Genomic DNA, 15852 nt, shown 5'->3' with positions numbered 1-15852 from the left:
CCCGCCGAAAAGTGCGACGTATTTTCTGGTGATGCGGCAAAGAGTGAGACTCAATACAGCTTCGTTCAACCCGCAGATCCTTCCGCGGTCACAGCAGGGGTTCTCCCCGTTCCACCGAAGCCCGCCGTGATGTGAGTCGGAAAGGAGATGACGGCCGTGATCTCGGAGCTCGATGTCGCACTGCGTGGTGAGAGGGCCGTCGACTGGCTCCAGTCACGAGGCCTGCAACTCGTGACCGCGGACGGCGAAGTGAAGATCTTCGCCGACCTCGCGACGAGCCCCACGATCGTCATCGGCCGCATCTGGGTGACCCCCATGGTGGTCCAGATCAAGCCGCGCCCCCAAGACGACAACGGCCTGGTCTTCCTGAGCTTCGCGATGCGCGGCACGACGAGGCTGAACGGCCAGAACGAATCCGAGGGCTCCGCACCGTCGCCGTTCTACGTCCACGAGTCCGCTGAGCCGATGCGCGTCGAATCCACCGACGCTTCCACTCGCCTCCTGTTCGGGATCCGACGGTCGAAGATCAAGGCGGTACTCGGCAACGACCTCAACTACACGGGACCGCGCACGCCGAACTCGCACCTGCGCAAGGTCCTGACCAGCGCAGCAATGGCATCCCTCGATGGGTCGATCGACGAGGACAACCCTGGCTTCCCCGCCTGGCGGACCGCGATCGAGAACCTCGTGATCGCGGTGTTGCGCTCGTCGATTCGCGAGAGCACCGTGGCGGGCCCCTCGAAGACCCTGCTGATGCGCGCCCACCAGCTCATCGCGGAGCAAGCTCACGACGCGAACTTCTCAGTGGTCGATCTCGGACAGCAGCTCGGCATCTCGCAGTCGCACCTCCACCGAGTGTTCCGGGAGACCGGCACGACGCCCGCGAGGCTGCTGCGCGAGACCCGTCTCGCGCTGGCGGAGGACTTCCTCGGGACGGGCGACCCGACGGTGCAGGATCTGAAGGCCGCGGCCGCCTACAGCGGGTTCAGGAACCTCCGGATGTTCCGCAGGGCGAGCGCAGACGAGTCAGGGCAGGCCGAGGCTCAGGCTGGAGCCGCGGCCGCAGAACCGCCCTCGGAATCCCCCTCGGAGAACGCGGCGGAGAACACGGCGGAGAACACCTCGGAGAACGCGTCGGGGTCCGCCCTGGTCTGAGTCCGCAACGACGGGCTACTTCGTCACCGATGAGCACAGGAAAGGCACCCGGCACGTGGCCGGGTGCCTTTCGTTGTTGCTCAGTGGGGCGTCAGCCGGAGATCACGCTCGCCACGTCACGATGACCGTGCCGTTGTGGCCGCCAGGGCCGATCGGCAGCACGTTGCTCGTGCCCGTGGTCGTGACGACCACGCCGCTCGCCGCTGTGAAGTTGGAGCCACCGCCACCGCCGCCGGCTGCCTCGACAACCAGGTTGGCGTTCGACTTCTGGATGGCGCCACCCGAGCCGCCGCCCGCGTAGCCTCCGCCACCAGCACCGGTCGATCCACCACCGACGGTGGCGCCGGCCGCGCCGTTCCCGCCGCCGTTGGCACCCGCGCCATGGTTCTGGCCTGCCGCTCCGGCCGAGCGCACGATCGTTGCACCGCTCGGGTTCGTGGCAGGGAAGTTGGCCGTCGAGACTCCGCCCGCACCACCGGTGGCGCCTGAGGCCGCGGAGCCCGGAGCACCGACGAAGACCTGACTGGTGGAGGTCTGGGTCACCTGGCGGGTCATGCCGTTCGAGCCTGCCGCGCTGGATCCGGTCGACGGCACCTGGGTGTTCGTCGCGTAGCGGTCGATCACCGTGTAGGTGTTCTGCGTTCCGCTGACCACGGAACGACCGCCGCCGCCACCGGCAACGACGAGCACGGTGCCCTCGAGTGCGATCGAAGACCCGCCACCGCCGCCGTAGACGGGGCCAGAGCCTCCGCTGCCGTACCCCGTGCCACCGACTCCTGCGGCAGTCGCGCCGCCGCCGACGATGATGTTGAGGTTGCGGCTCGTGGTCGACGCGGGCAGCGTGATCGTGCCGACCAGGCGCCCGCCCTGGTGGGCTGGGCTTGCGGACGTGGCGGTCGCGCCTCCACCGCCGCCGATGACGGTGAACTCGACGGTGCGCACCTGAGGGGTGATCCGGATGCTCGTGGAACCCGGCGTCGAGAGCGTGCGGGTTCCGCCCGAGCTGGACGCGACGGCGAGGGGTGTCGCTGCCGCGAGGGCGATGATGGGTGCCGACCATGCGGCTGCACCGAGGAGCTTTCGGCGGTTGAGTTCGGACGGGTTGGCGTCTGGATTCTTCGTCAAGATGACCTTTCTTGCACGCCGAAGGTCCACGTGAGAGTTCGGCGTGGTTGTGGGGGTTTGGGGGCCGCGGACCAGCGGGTCAGCGGAGGCGCGCACCTCGGTCGGCGTTGAAGCCGGTGGTGAAGGACGTCTGGGTGTCGTCGGTGGCGCCGGAGACCAGGTGGCCGCGGATGCAGATGCGGATGCGCGCAGCGGCCCAGCCGCGATGGCGGAGAGGCTGCCGGCTGCGACTATGAGGGTTGAGCGGCTCGCCGAAGATGCAATACGGGGGCGTTGTTCATACGTCCATTTCATTCTTGGAATAGCGCGCGACAAAATACTGACTTCCGGGCGCACAAAAGTGCCCGAGTCCGATGAGTTCATCGCGGCAGGCAACCGGCATCGGTCGACTGAGGGGGTAGAACGATTCTACGATTACACGGCTAAGTGCGCTAGTTAAGCGAAGTAACTAATCGGTAAACCGTGGACAGCGCCGTGGGAGCCCTCGCTCAGCACTGCAGCCTGAAGTAGTCCGATGCATCCGGAGCACCAAGATCACGGTCGCGGATGACCGTGAGCGGAGCCCGGCTATCGTCAGCGCAGACCTGCTCAGGCGATCCTGCGAGGTCATCGGTGTACTCGATCTGCAGGACGAGATCACCGTAGGCGCTCGCGTACGCGTCGCACTCCCCGTACGCGCCGCACTCCTCCGCGACGGCGAAGTCGAAGCCCAGCTCGGCTCGGCCGCGGTCGGCGAGCTCGGCCGCGTTCTTCTGCCCGATCGCGAGACCAGCAGCGTGGGCGGCGTCGACGTAGGCCGCCGCGAGCTCGAGGGCCCCGCTCTCGTCGATGCCAGCTCCCCCGCCGCTCGTGGACGCGTCGAAGCGCGTGAAGGTGTCGAGGTTGTCGATCTCGACGGCGTCGAAACCCGACTCGGCGCAGCCCGTGATGATCGGGGCCATCACGTCGAGGATGCCGTCGCGCTGCTCGGCCGTCGACGGGTCGAGGATGTACTCGTCTGGCCAGTCCGGGTCGACGATCGGCTGACCGGCGGCGTCGAGGAGCAGCAGTTCGCTGCGCTCGTCGAGCCAGGCCGCGGACTCCCCCGGCTGCGTCTGGAAGCCGTTCACGTAGCAGATGCTGTACGCCCCGGAGTCGGGTGCGGCAGTGGCGTCACGGGCGACGACGTCGAGGCCGCCGTCGATGTCGTACGGCTCGCCGAGCTGGTAGTCGAAGGTGCCGCTCGTGGGCGGGAGGGGCACGGTCGACTCGGCGGACGTCTTTGTCCCGCCTTGCGCGCAGCCGCTCAAGGCGAACACACTCACGACGAGAAGCAGAGCTGCTGGAAAGACGCGCATGGAGTCATCATGCTCCAAGGCACATCACGGTTCTTTGTGTATTCCCGCCGATTTCACCTCGCCTTTCACCCCGAGATCCTTTCTCTCGAGAAGAAGGCTGCGCCTAAGCTTGGTCGACTTATCACAAAGGAGTGCCGGTGTCCCCCATCACGCCCCACGCCCCCTTGCACGATGCACGCGCCACCGACCTCCCGGCGGCGGCCTAGGCGGCGGCCCCGGCAACGGTCGCTGCGTGGTTCACCAGCCAGACACGGTCCTGCAGTTCGTCGGATGGACACTCCTCGCCTGCAGCGCTGCCCTCTTCGCCCTCATGATCGTGGCGGCGGCGTTCGCATCCCGACGACAGAACCCCTCGAAGCGCAGGCTGCGAGTGCTCAGCGTGATCCTGGCCGCGCTGGCCGCCCTGAGCGCCGTCATCGGCGGCGTGAGCCTCGCGGCCGGGACTTTCGCGTGATCTCCCGTGAGACGGAGACGAGCTAGCCCGCGAACACCGTCGTGAGCTCGCCGATCCCCTCGACGCGGATGCGCACCGAGTCGCCATCGGCGACGGCTTGGTGGTCACGGAGCGCGTCCGGCAGCTTCTGCGGGGTGCCCGTCGCGATGACGTCCCCCGGCTGGAGCGTGATGGACTGCGAGATGTACGAGACGAGCTCGGCGAACGGGAAGATGAGCGTCGACGTGCTCTGCGAGACCGTCGTCTCCCCGTCCCGGATGACCTCGACGAGCAGGTCAGCGGGGTCGTCGATCTCGTCCGCGGTCACGATGGCGGGCCCGAGCGGCGCGAAGCCGTCGAAGCACTTCCCAAGCGTCCACTGGCTGGTGCGGTTCTGCCAGTCACGGGCCGAGACGTCGTTGACGAGGGTGTAGCCGACGACGTGCGAAAGTGCCTCCTCGGCGGATACGGCGTGCGCCGTCCGTCCGATGACCAGGCCGATCTCGCCCTCGTAGTCGACGTCGCTGCTCTGCGGGGGCAGGAGCACGGCGTCGTCTGGACCGAGCAGCGTGTTCGCGGTCTTCACGAACACGTCCGGGCGTTCGGGGTCGGGCTGCCCTTCCCCACCCGCGACCACATGGCCGCGATAGTTGTAGCCGACGCAGAGCAGCACACGCGGCGTCACGGGCGCGAGCAGACGCTCCCCGTCGCGCCACGGCAGGCCGCTGGGGTCGGCCGACGCGACCGCGGCGCGCGCATCCGCGAGCAGCTGCTCGTCGGAGAGCAGCTCGAGTGTCGATGCGACGAGACCGGAGAGGTCGAGGAGCCGATCACCCTCGGGCGACTCGACGAGGGCCGCGGGCACGCTCTGCCCTGCACGATCCCAGGTGACGATTCTCATGCGCCTGCTCCCCCGCTCACCAGTACCGCTGCCAGTCGGGGCGTGACGCGCGCGTCAGCGCCTCCAGGAAGAAGTAGTCGCCCCAGAGCGTTCCCTCGTCGACGCCCACGAGCTTCGGCATGTCGTACACGCCGTGCAGGAGGAGCGCGTCAGAGGACTCGGCCGGCCGCGGCGTCGCCTCGGCGATGAGCGCGTCGAGCTGCGCGTATGCGGCTTTGCGTGCGCGCGACGACCGCTCGGGGTCGGGCTCGACCGCGGCGAGCTCGAAGAACCCGCACGCGGCGATCGCGGCGGCCGAGCTGTCGCGGGGAGCGTCGCTGCCCTCGGTGTAGACGAGATCCCAGTAGGGGATGCCGTCGCTCGGCAGGTGCGCGAGGTAGTAGTCGGCGCACCTCCAGGCAGCCTCGAGCTGCCTCGGGTCGCCAACGGCCTGCGAGTTGAGCGCGAAGCCGTAGATGCCCCAGGCTTCCCCGCGCGCCCAGCACGACTCGTCGAACGCGCCCTGCTCGGTGCCCCCGCGCAGGGGCTCGCCGGTCTCCGCGTCCCAGTAGAACGTGTGGAACGTGGAGTCGTCGGCGCGGAAGATCTGCGTGCGCAGCTGCTCCGTGTGGCGGCGGACCGCATCCGCGTATCGGGGGTCGCCCGTCTGCTCGCCGACCCACGTGAGCAGCGGCATATTCATGAGGCTGTCGATGATGGCGCGGCCACGCTGCGCTGGGTCGCTGAGGTCCCCCCAGGCCTGCAGGATGCCGGCCGGCTCGAGGAAGCGCGTCATGAGCCGCTCCCCCGCCTTGATCCCGGCGGTGCGCCAGCGCTCGTCGCCGGTCTGCTTCCACGCGGTGACGACCGAGAGCGAGTACAGGAACCCGAGGTCGTGGGTCTCGAGGTCCTCGTCCCCGTAGAGACGACGTTCGAAGTCAGCGGCGTGCGCGAGGGCGGCTTCGTGGAAGGCCGCGTCGCCGGTGGCATCACCGGCGAGCCACATCATGCCCGGCCAGAAGCTCGTGGTCCAACCGCGGTTGGCCCCCTCGGCGAAGGCCTCGGTCGCGGGTCGCAGCAGGTAGCGGCCGTCGGTGGTCGTGTCGTCAGGGTAGGCGGCGCCGAACGCGACGATGTTGCGTCGGACGGTTTCGGTGGCCGCTGCCAGCGCGTTCTCCACGGTCGTGGATGCGGGCGCGAAAGTCATGGGGATTCCTTCGAGTGAGTTCGTGGTGTCCGTCAGGCCGCGGCGTGTGCCGGGGTCTGCTGCAGGGTGTATCGGCCGCCAGCCCAGACGACGTAGAGGCAGGCGGCGGCGGAGAGCCCGATGGCGATGGCCGGGGCCGCGGTGAGGACCGCGGCCTGGACGGCGACGATCGCGAAGGACGCGAAGGTCATCGGCCAGCGGCGCACGGCGAGGAAGAGGGATGCGCGCACCAGCACGAGCAGGCGCGTGTCGTCGGCCTGCGTGATGGCGACGAGCGACACCGCTGCGGTCGCGAGCGTCAGGATCGCGACGACGGCCAGCAGCGGAACGAGGAGGACGCCGATGCCGGTGGGGACGAGGACGAAGATGTCCACGAGCGCGACCGTGACGACGGCGGAGGTGACCGCCGAGATCACGAGGGCGCGCTTCCAGGTGCGGCGCACCCCGCGGAGGAACGCGCGGATCACGTCGCCGTCGCCCTCAGCATGCGCGCGGAAGGTCGCGAAGGCGCCGGCGATGCCCGGTCCCGTGAGCGCCGCGCTCGCCGCGAGCAGCGGCCACGACAGCGATGGGTCCGTCGTCACGAGCAGCACGAGGAACGGCAGGCTCATGATGGCGAGCATGGCGTTCACGCCGAGGGCGAGGTACGCGACGTTGAATGCCGTCGAGTAGATGCTGTGCGGGATGCGCTTCACGATCAGCCCTTCAGTCCGCTTGTGGCGACGCCTTCGACAAAGTACCGCTGGCCGAGGAGGAAGACGATCGCGATCGGGACAACCGAGATCGTGAGCCCCGCGAAGAGCACGCCGTAGTCGACGTCGTAGAGGCTGGAGACGAAGTTCTTCAGACCGAGCTGCATGGTCCAGAGGCTCGGGTCGCGCAGGTAGATGAGCGGTCCGAGGTAGTCGTTCCAGGTGTTCACGAAGGTGAGCAGCGAGAGGCTGGCGATGGCGGGAATCGAGAGCGGCAGCATGATGCGGCGCCAGATGCCGTACTCGCTGAGGCCGTCGAGGCGGGCGGCTTCGGAGAGCTCCATGGGGATGGACTCGTAGAACTGCTTCATGAGGAACACCCCGAAGGCGCCGAAGGCCTGCAGCAGGATGATCGCCCAGAGCGTGTTCGAGAGGTTCGCGTTGGAGAGCATGATGAACTGCGGGATCATGTACGACTGCCACGGCACGGCGATCGTTCCGACGTAGAGCAGGAACAGTGCATCGCGGCCGGGGAACTTGACTCGCGAGAAGCCGTAGGCGGCGAACGAGCCGGTGAGCACCTGAAGCGCCGTGACGGTGACCGAGAGGAACAGCGTGTTGCCGATCCAAGTCATGATGTCCGACTTGGTCCAGATGTCGATGTAGTTCTGCCAGACGAAGACCTCGGGAATCCATCTCACCGGCACCGAGAAGACGGCGTTCGCGTCCTTGAGGGAGCTCATGATCATCCAGAAGAAGGGCGTGAGCATGGCTGCCGCAGCGAGGATCAGCGCGATGTAGAGCAGCGCCTTCGCGAGCCCGGCCTTCTTCTTCTTGCCGGCTGCCGCGGGATGCGCGGGCGGGTCGATGAGGAGGCGACGTGAGTCCTCTTCTGGGAGGACGACTGCCATGGTCTGGGACATCAGTTGTCCTTCCGCTTGTTCCACAGGAACTGGATGATCGTGACGACGATGCAGAGGAAGAACAGCACGACGGACGCCGCTGACGCGTATCCGAACTCGTTCTCCTCGAAGCCCTTGCGGTAGATGAACTGTGAGATGACAGTCGTGGACTGTCCTGGCCCGCCCTCGGTGAGCACGAGGATGAGGTCGAAGATCTTGAAGGAGTTGATCGTCAGCATGACGGTGACGAAGAACATGGTCGGGCGCAGGCACGGGAGGGTGACGTTCCAGAAGCGCTGCCAGGCGTTGGCGCCGTCGACTCGGGCGGCCTCGTGCAGCTCGGGCGGCACCGTCTGGAGGGCCGCGAGGAAGAGCACCATGTAGTAGCCCATGTCGCGCCACGTGCTGATGATGACCACCGCCGGCATCGCCCACTCCGTTGAGGTGAGCCAGCCCGGCGGGTTGTCGATGCCGATGAGGCGCAGGCCCTCGTTGATGGGGCCGAAGTCCGGGCTGAAGAGCAGGTTCCAGACGAGCGCGATCGCGACGATCGACGTGATGTAGGGGAAGAACGCGGCGGTGCGGAAGAACGCGACGCCGCGGAGCTTGTTGTTGAGCAGCAGGGCGAGGCCCAGCGAGACGACGATCGTGAGCGGGATGTGCAGCACCGAGTAGTAGATGGTGTTGCCGAAGGCGACCTGGAAGCTGCCGTCGTTGAAGAGGCGCGTGAAGTTGTCGAAGCCGATGAACGTGGACGTGCCGAAGATGTTCCAGTTCGTGAGAGACATGTAGAACATCACGATGACGGGCACGAGCGTCAGCGTCGCGAACCCGATGAAGTTCGGCAGGATGAAGCTCCACCCGACGAGGGTTGTCTTCCTTCGCAGGCGGTTGCGCTGCTTGCGCGCCTCGGCTGTCAACTCCGGCGGGGCTGCCGACGGCGGCGTCGGTTCCGTGGTGGTGGTCATGATTCTCCTGGAGAGAGGGTGCCGGTCGGCCGGTGAGAGAGCACCGGCCGACCGACGGCAAGGGGGGTTAGTCGAGGCCGACTTCGTTGGCCACGCGGCCCTCGGCTTCAGTGATGGAGTCCTGAACCGACTTGGAACCGGAGAGGATCGAGGAGTGCATGTCGTTCAGGATGTTCTGGACGGCTGCGGTCTTCGAGTTGGTCGGGCTCTCGGGGAGCGTCTCGTGCGTCTGCACGGCGAACGCGGAGAGCTCGTCCTGCGGAGCGCCCTCGACGGCGAAGTACGCCTCGACGACGGGGTCGCTCAGGAGCGCCGGGGTGATGCCGATGCCCGCGAGCTTGGTTGCTGCCTCTTCGCTGGCGGCGTAGGCGAGGAAGTCCTTCGCGGCCTGCGTCTTGCCCTCGTCGATGTTGGCGTTGATGCCGAACCCTGCCGGGTCACCGAACGTGACGGGGGTGTTGTCCATGCCGGTGGTGGATGCATCCATCTGCGGGACGGGTGCGATGCCCCACTCGAAGTCGTCCGCTTCGCCGGAGGCCTGCTGCGAGATGAGGGTCGCGACGAACCACGAGCCCATGGGGATCATCGCGGCGTTCTGCTTGCCGAATTCGCCCTGGTAGGTGAGCTTGTTGGCCGTGACCGTGTTGAAGGAGGCCTGCGCGCCGTCGTCCTGGAGCTTGAGCGACTTGTCGTAGTAGGGCGCGAAGTAGTCGTACTCGCCGCTGAAGATGTCGCCGCCGGCCTGCGCGTTGGCGAAGCCCTGCACGGTCGACTGCCAGCTGTGCTGGTGAGCGCCCTTGGCGGTCGAACCTGCACTGGCGAGGTTCGTGGTCAGGAGGTCGGCGTTCTCGACGTAGTCATCCCAGGTCCAGCTGCCGTCGGGGTAGGCGACGCCTGCCTCGTCGAAGAGTGCCTTGTTGTAGTAGAGCACCCACGAGTCCTGGCGGTAGGGAACCGCCCACGTCGTGCCGTCGATGTTGTACGACTCGGCACCGCTGATGCCCTCGGGGAGCGCGACGTCGGAGACGTCGAGGAGCTGTCCGCCTTCCTGGAAGGTCGTGACGAACTTGATCTCCTTCTGGGTGATGATGTCCGGCCCGGAGCCCGCCGCGAGGTCGGCGGTGATGAGGGTGTTGTACTCGGCGGGGTCGTAGTCGACGACCTCGACGGTCACGTCGGGGTACTTCTCCGTGAAGCCGTCTGCGAGCAGCTGGAACTCGGGGGTGGATGCGACGCTCCAGCCCGACACCGACAGCGTGATGGGGCCGTCTGGGTCGACGCTCCCGCCGCCACTGCATCCGGTGAGGGCCAGTGCGGCGGCGGCGAGGCCCGCAGTGGCGATCATGGTGCGCTTCTTCATGGTGCTGCTCCTTTGCTGCAATGAACGAGATCCGCTTCGAATCTCTGAAAACCGACGCCCGGGCTACGAGAGGCGGTAGTTGGTGAGGTCGACGGTGCTGTGGGCTCCGTCTGACCAGGTGATGGCGGCTCGCTCTTCGGTGAGTTCGACGCCGGTGGTGCTGCTCGGGGTGTGGTCTGCGCCCGCGAGGGCGAGGTGCGCGGCGACCCAGGTGTCCGGTTCGACGGGGGCGTCGAGGATCGGGACCCGGGTGGATGCGCCGAGCGGGCTTGCATCCGCCCTCGTCACGGTTCGGGCCGTCGTGCCCGCAGTCAGACCGCGGAGCGCGCTCGTGACCTGCGCGTCCTGTCGGCTTGTGACAGGCCAGCCGCCCCAGCGGAGCTGCCAGTCGGTCGCGTCGACCCCTGTCTCGGTGTCGGTGACCCGGGCGAGGCGCACCTCCTCGGCGCCGCGGACGACGGAGACGACGGTGATTCGCGCGATGACGCTCGCTTCGCCGTCGAGGCCCGAACCATGGCGCTGCTGCTTCAGCGCGGGCTCAAGCGTGTGGGCGAGCCAGGTGGATGCGGCGACTCCGGCGGTGCCGTCCTCGCTCGTGGTGAGGAGCTCCATCGCGGCGCGATGGGTGGCCGTGCCGGTTCCGTCGACGAGCGCCACTGACTGCTCGAGGGGCTCGTGCCAGGCGAGGTCGTCGAGCAGCGGGCTCGTTGCGCTCGAGTAGGCGAGGCGGGCGTAGAGAGGCGAGTCGCCGACGAGCGTGTTCGGCTTCGCGTGGTCGGTGCCGTGGTTGGCGATGCGCACGATGCCGTCGCTGCTCGTGCCGGTGACGACCCAGCCGGGGGCCGCGATCGTGCGCACGAAGTCGCCGCGCTCGACGGGGAGCAGCTCGGGGTCGGCGACCCAGACGGGGTGGTCTGCGGGGAGCAGCACACCCAGGAGTCCCTTGGACGCCCAGTACGGGGACGCCGGCCCGGAGTAGGCCTGCGCGAGCTGCCGCCACTCGCCGTGCCAGCCCATAGTGAGCAGGCCGCGCTCGTCGGGCACTCCGCGCTGATCGAAGTGGGTGACGACCTTCTCGGCCGCGTGCCGCAGGGCGCCGAGCGACACGGAGGGGACCTCCGCGAGCGCGCCGACCCAGAACGGGGCCGCCGCTGCGAAGCGGTAGATGAGGCTGCGGCCCTGCAGGAGCGGCGAGCCGTCGCCGCCGATGAGGTGCACGGCGTCCTGCAGGAAGCGGTCGAGCGCGGCGACGTCGCCCGCGAGGCGGCCACCCGCGAGCTCGTCGGCTCCGCGCATCCGCGACCACAGGACCGGGTAGATGTGCAGCGCCCAGCCGACGTAGTGGTCGTAGGAGCGCTCTTCCCCGTCGGACAGCCACCCGTCGGCACGCACGAACGAGTCGTGCAGCGCGAGGTCCGCCGTGACGTCCTCGGGCGACCATGGGCCGCCGACGGAGCGGAGGAACGTCTGGACCACGAGGCGGAACCAGAGCCAGTTTGTGCGCGGGTAGGTGTCGTCGCCGACGGCGGGAGCGAAGTAGTCGATGACGCGCTGCTGCGTGAGCTCGTCGAGCGAATCCCAGATCCAGGGACGCGTGAGGTCGAGGATGAGGGCGAGCGACGCCGCCTCGACCTTCGCCTGGGGATGCTCCTCGAGCCGCACCCAGCGGTCGACGGCGTCGGGGTCCACACCGGTTCGGATGCCCTCGGAGAAGAAGGCGATAAGCGAGTCGACGCCCTGGCCGCGCTCCCCGGCGATGCGGAATCCGGCGAGGAGGAAGGTGCGTGCGAAGCCCTCGAGGCCGTCGATGTCGTGGCCGTAGCCACCCTCGGCGCCGGGAGGAGTGATGCGGCCCTTGCCTGGTGAGGCCCAGGCCATGGCTCCGGAGAGGAGGCGGTCGGCGTAGCCGGTCCAGTCGTCGCGAGTCCATGCCGACTGCGACGCTGACTGCGCCGCGGTGACGGGCGACGCGGGCGTGAATGCAGTGGACACGGATTCTCCTTTGAATTGCCGTCCGAGGGAGGATGAACCGTCTCCTCGGGGGTGGTGACATTTCCGAGCGTAGCAATCATTCTCGATCACAACAATGCGGTTATGATCGTGCATGATCGTTTACGATCGATTTGTGAAAGAGGTCAACGATGACAGACAACAGGCCTAGGCCGCCGCTTCGCGCTCACCTGACGCGCGCCTTCACGGCGCAGCTCGGGCTTCGAGGCGACCTCGATCTCTCGACCGCCCTCCGCGCGGTGATCGCTGCCCCGAACGACGCCCTCCCCGTAGCACCCGCATCCGCCTGGGAGCCGGGCGAACCCGAGCCGATCACGCTCGCAGCACTGAGCGCGCGCGCCGACGCTGAGCGGGGCACGCCCTGGCCGCAGCCGCTCGCAAGCGACGCCGCCCGCTACCACGGAGACGGCGACCGCCTCGCCTGGGAGACACCCGCCTTCGCGCGGCAGGAGCGCCTCACCCGCATCGCCGTCGCTGCTACCGCCGACCCGGCGATGCTCGGGGACGTCGTCGACGGCATCATCCTCCTCTGCGAGCAGAGCTCCTGGTGCTGGCCCGCCCACGACGACACGCTCCAGCGCCACGGCTCGGTCGTCGCTACCGTCACCGACCCCTACCTCGACCTTGGAGCAGGCGAGGTCGTCGGCCAGCTGGCCTGGGTCGACCAGCTGCTCGGCGACCAGCTCGACGCCCGTTACCCGGGCGTGCGAGCCCGCATCCGCCACGAGGCGCGCGTGCGGGTCTTCGAGCCGTTCACGCGCCGCCGTGACTGGCACTGGCTCGGTCTCGACGGCGACGCCCACAACTGGAACCCGTGGATCCACGGCAACGTGCTCGTCGCCGCGCTGCGCCTCCTCGACGACCCGGCGGAGGCCGACGAGCGTGCCCGCATCCTCGCGCTCGTCGTGGAGGGACTCGACCGGTACGTCGCCGTGCTCCCCGAAGACGGCGCCATCGACGAGGGCTACGCCTACTGGTGGAACGGCGCCTGCCGCCTGCTCGAGGCCCTCGACCTGCTCACCTTCGCGACCGGCGGCAGGCTCGACCCCGTGCCGAGCATCCCGGCGCTTCGCGAGACCGTGGCCTTCCCTCACCGCATGCATCTGGGCGCCGGCTGGTTCGTGAACGCCGCAGACGGACAGGCGAAGCCGAGCGCCGACCAGCCCTGGCACTCCCTCCACCGCGCCGCGGTGCGTGCGGGCGACCTCGACGCGCAGCGGTTCGCCGCCTCCCATCGGCGCCCGGATTCGCCAGCGGCCGTCGAGGCCGAGGGGCTCGGCCGGGTGCTGCGCGGCATGACGGATGCGGCCTGGCTGCAGGCGAGAGCCACGACTCCCCCGACCCCCGCCGCGACCTGGCTGCCGTCCACCCAGATGCTCGTCGCCCGCGAGCGCGAAGGGTCGAGCGCCGGGCTCTCCGTCGCCACCAAGGGCGGGCACAACAACGAGCACCACAACCACAACGACGTGGGCAACTTCCTGGTCGCCTCCGACGGGGTGCCCGTCATCGTCGACGCCGGCCGCCCCAGCTACGACGCCCGCACCTTCAGCGAACGCCGCTACGAGCTGTGGCCGATGCAGAGCGAGTGGCACAACGTGCCGTTCGTCGCCGGGCACGGCCAACCGACGGGGCGCGAGCATGCCGCCACCGTGATCGACGTGCAGACGGGGGATGCCCCCTCGCTCGAGCTGGAGCTCGCCGGCGCCTACGACGTCGCTGAGCTCGAGTCCTGGCGCCGCGAAGTGCGCCTCGACCGCGAGCGCGCCGAGGTCCGCATCCACGACGCCTGGCGGTTCGCACAGCCCGGCCGTGCACCCGCACCGGCCACGGCCGCCCCGCCCGCAGACCCCGCAGCACCCGCAGAGTTGTGGCCAAACGCGCTCGCGCACGACACCAACCGCACTCCGCCACAACTCTCCGCCACGGAAGCCGCGCCCGCACCGGCCACCCCGCCCACACCCGCGACCCACGCCCCCGCACCAGCCGCATCCGCCCCGCCCGCAGAGTTGTGGCCAAACGCCATCGCCCGCGACACCAACCGCACTCCGCCACAACTCTCCGCCGCGGAAGCCGCGCCCGCTCCGCCCGCCACACCCACACCCGCAACCCACGCCCCCGCGCCAGCTCCGGCTCCGGCTCCAGCCTCCGCATTCGCCGCACCCGCAGCACCCGCAGAGTTGTGGCCAAACGCCATCGCCCGCGACACGAACCGCACTCCGCCACAACTCTCCGCCGCGGAAGCCGCCGGTGCGACGCAGTTGCGGCTGCTGCTCGCCGGGGAGGTCGCGCTCGACAGCGACAGCGACAGCGACAGCGACAGCGACGGCAACAACAACAACAACAACAACAACAACAACAACAACAACAACAACGGTGACAACCACAGTGACAACAACGGCCCCGCTCATCGCGGCGCGACGGTGACCCCGCTCGCCGGGGCCCCGCGCATCCGCATCACGTGGGACGAGGGCGCGCACGCGAGCCTGACGCCCATCGAGCTCGAGGATCCGATGCTCACGGACGTGTGGGGCCCTAGACTCGTGCGACTCGACCTCGACGTCGCACACCGGTCAACGCTGACCGTCACCGTGCGACAAGAGCACTCGACACTGCCCCTCGGGCAGACAGAAGCTGTGGGGGTCACAGAATGATGGAACAGGGATCACGACTCGCGACCGAGCGTCGGGACCTCATCCTCGAGCGACTGCTCGCGTCCGGCGCGGTGCGAGTCGCCGAGCTCACGGATGCTCTGGATGTCACCCCTGTCACGCTGCGACGCGACCTGCAGCAGCTCGAAGCGGAGGGGCTGCTCGTGCGCGTGCACGGCGGCGCGGTGCTCCCACCCGACGGGGCACCGGCCCTGCAGGCGCGCCAGGCGAACAACGGCGCGCAGCAGACCATCGGCGTGCTCGTGCCGTCGCTCGACTTCTACTGGCCGCGCGTCATCCGCGGCATGGAGCAGGTGGCTCGCGAGCAGGGTGCGAAGCTCCTGCTCCGCGGTACGTCCTACGAGATGCAGGATGAGCGGCCCGTGCTCGAGCGCATGGTCGAGCACGAGGGCGTCACCGGCCTTGTCGTCGCGCCCAACACCGACACCGACCACGCGCGCGAGGTCATGGAGTGGCTGCACGAATCCGGCCTGCCGTTTGTGCTCGCCGAACGTGACGCCGTCGTCGGCCCCGACCGCACCCCGGCCGAATCTGTCACCACCGACCACGCGCTGGGCGCAGTGCTCGCAGCCCGCCACCTCGCGCAGCTCGGGCACCGCAAGGTCGGCCTCTTCATCTCGCGGAACTCCCCCACCTCGCGCAAGATCATCGCGGGCTGGTCCGCCGCGTGCCGCGAGCTCGGCCTGACCCCGGGCGAGCACGTCGAGCGCATCCTGCCCGACCGCCGCGACCCTCGATTCTCGGGGGCAGTGGATGCGGTGCTCGATGCCGTCCTCGAGGCCGGCGTCACGGCCTTGCTCGTGCACTCCGACCGCGAGGCGATGGCGATCATCGACGTCGCGCTTGCGCGCGGGCTGAGCGTGCCGGAGGACCTGTCGGTGGTCGCCTACGACGACGAGGTCGCCGACCTCTTCACGCCGGCGCTGACCGCGGTTACCCCGCCCCGGTCCTCGCTCGGGCGGGCCGCCGTGACGACGCTCCTCGCGCGCATCGCCGACCCGACGCGCCCCGTGCACCGCACCGTGCTCAGCCCCAGCTTCAACTCGCGACTCTCCACGGCGCCGCCTCGCGAAAGCTGAGCCGTTTGCGGGCGTTCTCCCAGCCTTCCCGCCCG

Annotated in this window: 13 protein-coding genes; 4 read left to right on the top strand and 9 right to left on the bottom strand. The window is 68.8% G+C overall.

Going from position 1 to position 15852, the window contains the following annotated elements; all coding sequences use genetic code 11:
- Positions 1-147 precede the first annotated feature (147 nt).
- A complete protein-coding gene (locus tag ITJ67_RS01380; RefSeq protein WP_194676504.1) occupies positions 148-1155 on the top strand; it encodes a helix-turn-helix domain-containing protein in 1008 nt (335 codons plus the stop codon).
- Between the two features lie 102 nt (positions 1156-1257).
- Here the strand turns inward: ITJ67_RS01380 and ITJ67_RS01375 are convergent, their stop codons facing one another.
- Positions 1258-2280 carry a hypothetical protein gene (locus ITJ67_RS01375; RefSeq protein WP_160071041.1) on the bottom strand — a complete coding sequence of 341 codons (1023 nt, stop codon included), beginning with the start codon at positions 2278-2280 and terminating at the stop codon, positions 1258-1260.
- A 488-nt stretch (positions 2281-2768) separates the two neighbouring features.
- The gene (locus tag ITJ67_RS01370; protein WP_194676503.1) at positions 2769-3617 is read right to left on the bottom strand and encodes an endo alpha-1,4 polygalactosaminidase; all 849 of its coding nucleotides are present in this window, start codon (positions 3615-3617) and stop codon (positions 2769-2771) included.
- A gap of 232 nt (positions 3618-3849) precedes the next feature.
- Here ITJ67_RS01370 and ITJ67_RS01365 point away from each other — a divergent pair, with 232 nt between their 5' ends.
- Positions 3850-4071 (top strand): hypothetical protein, encoded by a 222-nt coding sequence (locus ITJ67_RS01365; RefSeq protein ID WP_160071043.1) that lies wholly within the window; start codon positions 3850-3852, stop codon positions 4069-4071.
- A 22-nt stretch (positions 4072-4093) separates the two neighbouring features.
- Here ITJ67_RS01365 and ITJ67_RS01360 read toward each other — a convergent pair whose 3' ends face one another.
- The 7 genes from ITJ67_RS01360 to ITJ67_RS01330 all read right to left on the bottom strand — a co-directional run bounded on the left by ITJ67_RS01360 (position 4094) and on the right by ITJ67_RS01330 (position 12051).
- Complete coding sequence (locus ITJ67_RS01360; RefSeq protein WP_194676502.1) at positions 4094-4951, bottom strand: fumarylacetoacetate hydrolase family protein; 858 nt, start codon at positions 4949-4951, stop codon at positions 4094-4096.
- 16 nt (positions 4952-4967) lie between these two features.
- Positions 4968-6137 (bottom strand): glycoside hydrolase family 88 protein, encoded by a 1170-nt coding sequence (locus tag ITJ67_RS01355; RefSeq protein ID WP_194676501.1) that lies wholly within the window; start codon positions 6135-6137, stop codon positions 4968-4970.
- 32 nt (positions 6138-6169) lie between these two features.
- Positions 6170-6832 (bottom strand): ferredoxin-NADPH reductase, encoded by a 663-nt coding sequence (locus ITJ67_RS01350; protein ID WP_160071046.1) that lies wholly within the window; start codon positions 6830-6832, stop codon positions 6170-6172.
- 2 nt (positions 6833-6834) lie between these two features.
- A complete protein-coding gene (locus tag ITJ67_RS01345) occupies positions 6835-7752 on the bottom strand; it encodes a carbohydrate ABC transporter permease (RefSeq protein WP_228502158.1) in 918 nt (305 codons plus the stop codon).
- Positions 7752-8699: a carbohydrate ABC transporter permease gene (locus tag ITJ67_RS01340; RefSeq protein ID WP_160071047.1), complete on the bottom strand. Its 948-nt coding sequence runs from the start codon at positions 8697-8699 to the stop codon at positions 7752-7754. Before ITJ67_RS01340 ends, ITJ67_RS01345 begins: the two co-directional genes overlap by 1 nt.
- Before the next feature lie 67 nt (positions 8700-8766).
- Positions 8767-10059: an ABC transporter substrate-binding protein gene (locus tag ITJ67_RS01335; protein WP_160071048.1), complete on the bottom strand. Its 1293-nt coding sequence runs from the start codon at positions 10057-10059 to the stop codon at positions 8767-8769.
- A gap of 63 nt (positions 10060-10122) precedes the next feature.
- On the bottom strand, positions 10123-12051 hold the full coding sequence (locus tag ITJ67_RS01330; RefSeq protein WP_323741352.1) for a DUF2264 domain-containing protein: 1929 nt from the start codon (positions 12049-12051) through the stop codon (positions 10123-10125).
- A 149-nt stretch (positions 12052-12200) separates the two neighbouring features.
- Between ITJ67_RS01330 and ITJ67_RS19495 the strand changes: the two genes are divergently transcribed.
- Entirely contained in the window at positions 12201-14720 is a 2520-nt protein-coding gene (locus ITJ67_RS19495) for a heparinase II/III domain-containing protein (RefSeq protein WP_228502157.1), read from the top strand.
- Positions 14717-15817, top strand: a complete 1101-nt coding sequence (locus tag ITJ67_RS01320) for a substrate-binding domain-containing protein (RefSeq protein ID WP_194676499.1) — start codon at positions 14717-14719, stop codon at positions 15815-15817. Before ITJ67_RS19495 ends, ITJ67_RS01320 begins: the two co-directional genes overlap by 4 nt.
- Positions 15818-15852 lie beyond the last annotated feature (35 nt).

Origin of the sequence: Pseudoclavibacter sp. VKM Ac-2867, from assembly GCF_015351275.1 — a bacterium.
Taxonomy (GTDB): Bacteria; Actinomycetota; Actinomycetes; order Actinomycetales; family Microbacteriaceae; genus Pseudoclavibacter.
Note: the sequence above shows the minus strand (reverse complement) of the source record. Positions and strands in the feature narration are given on the sequence as shown.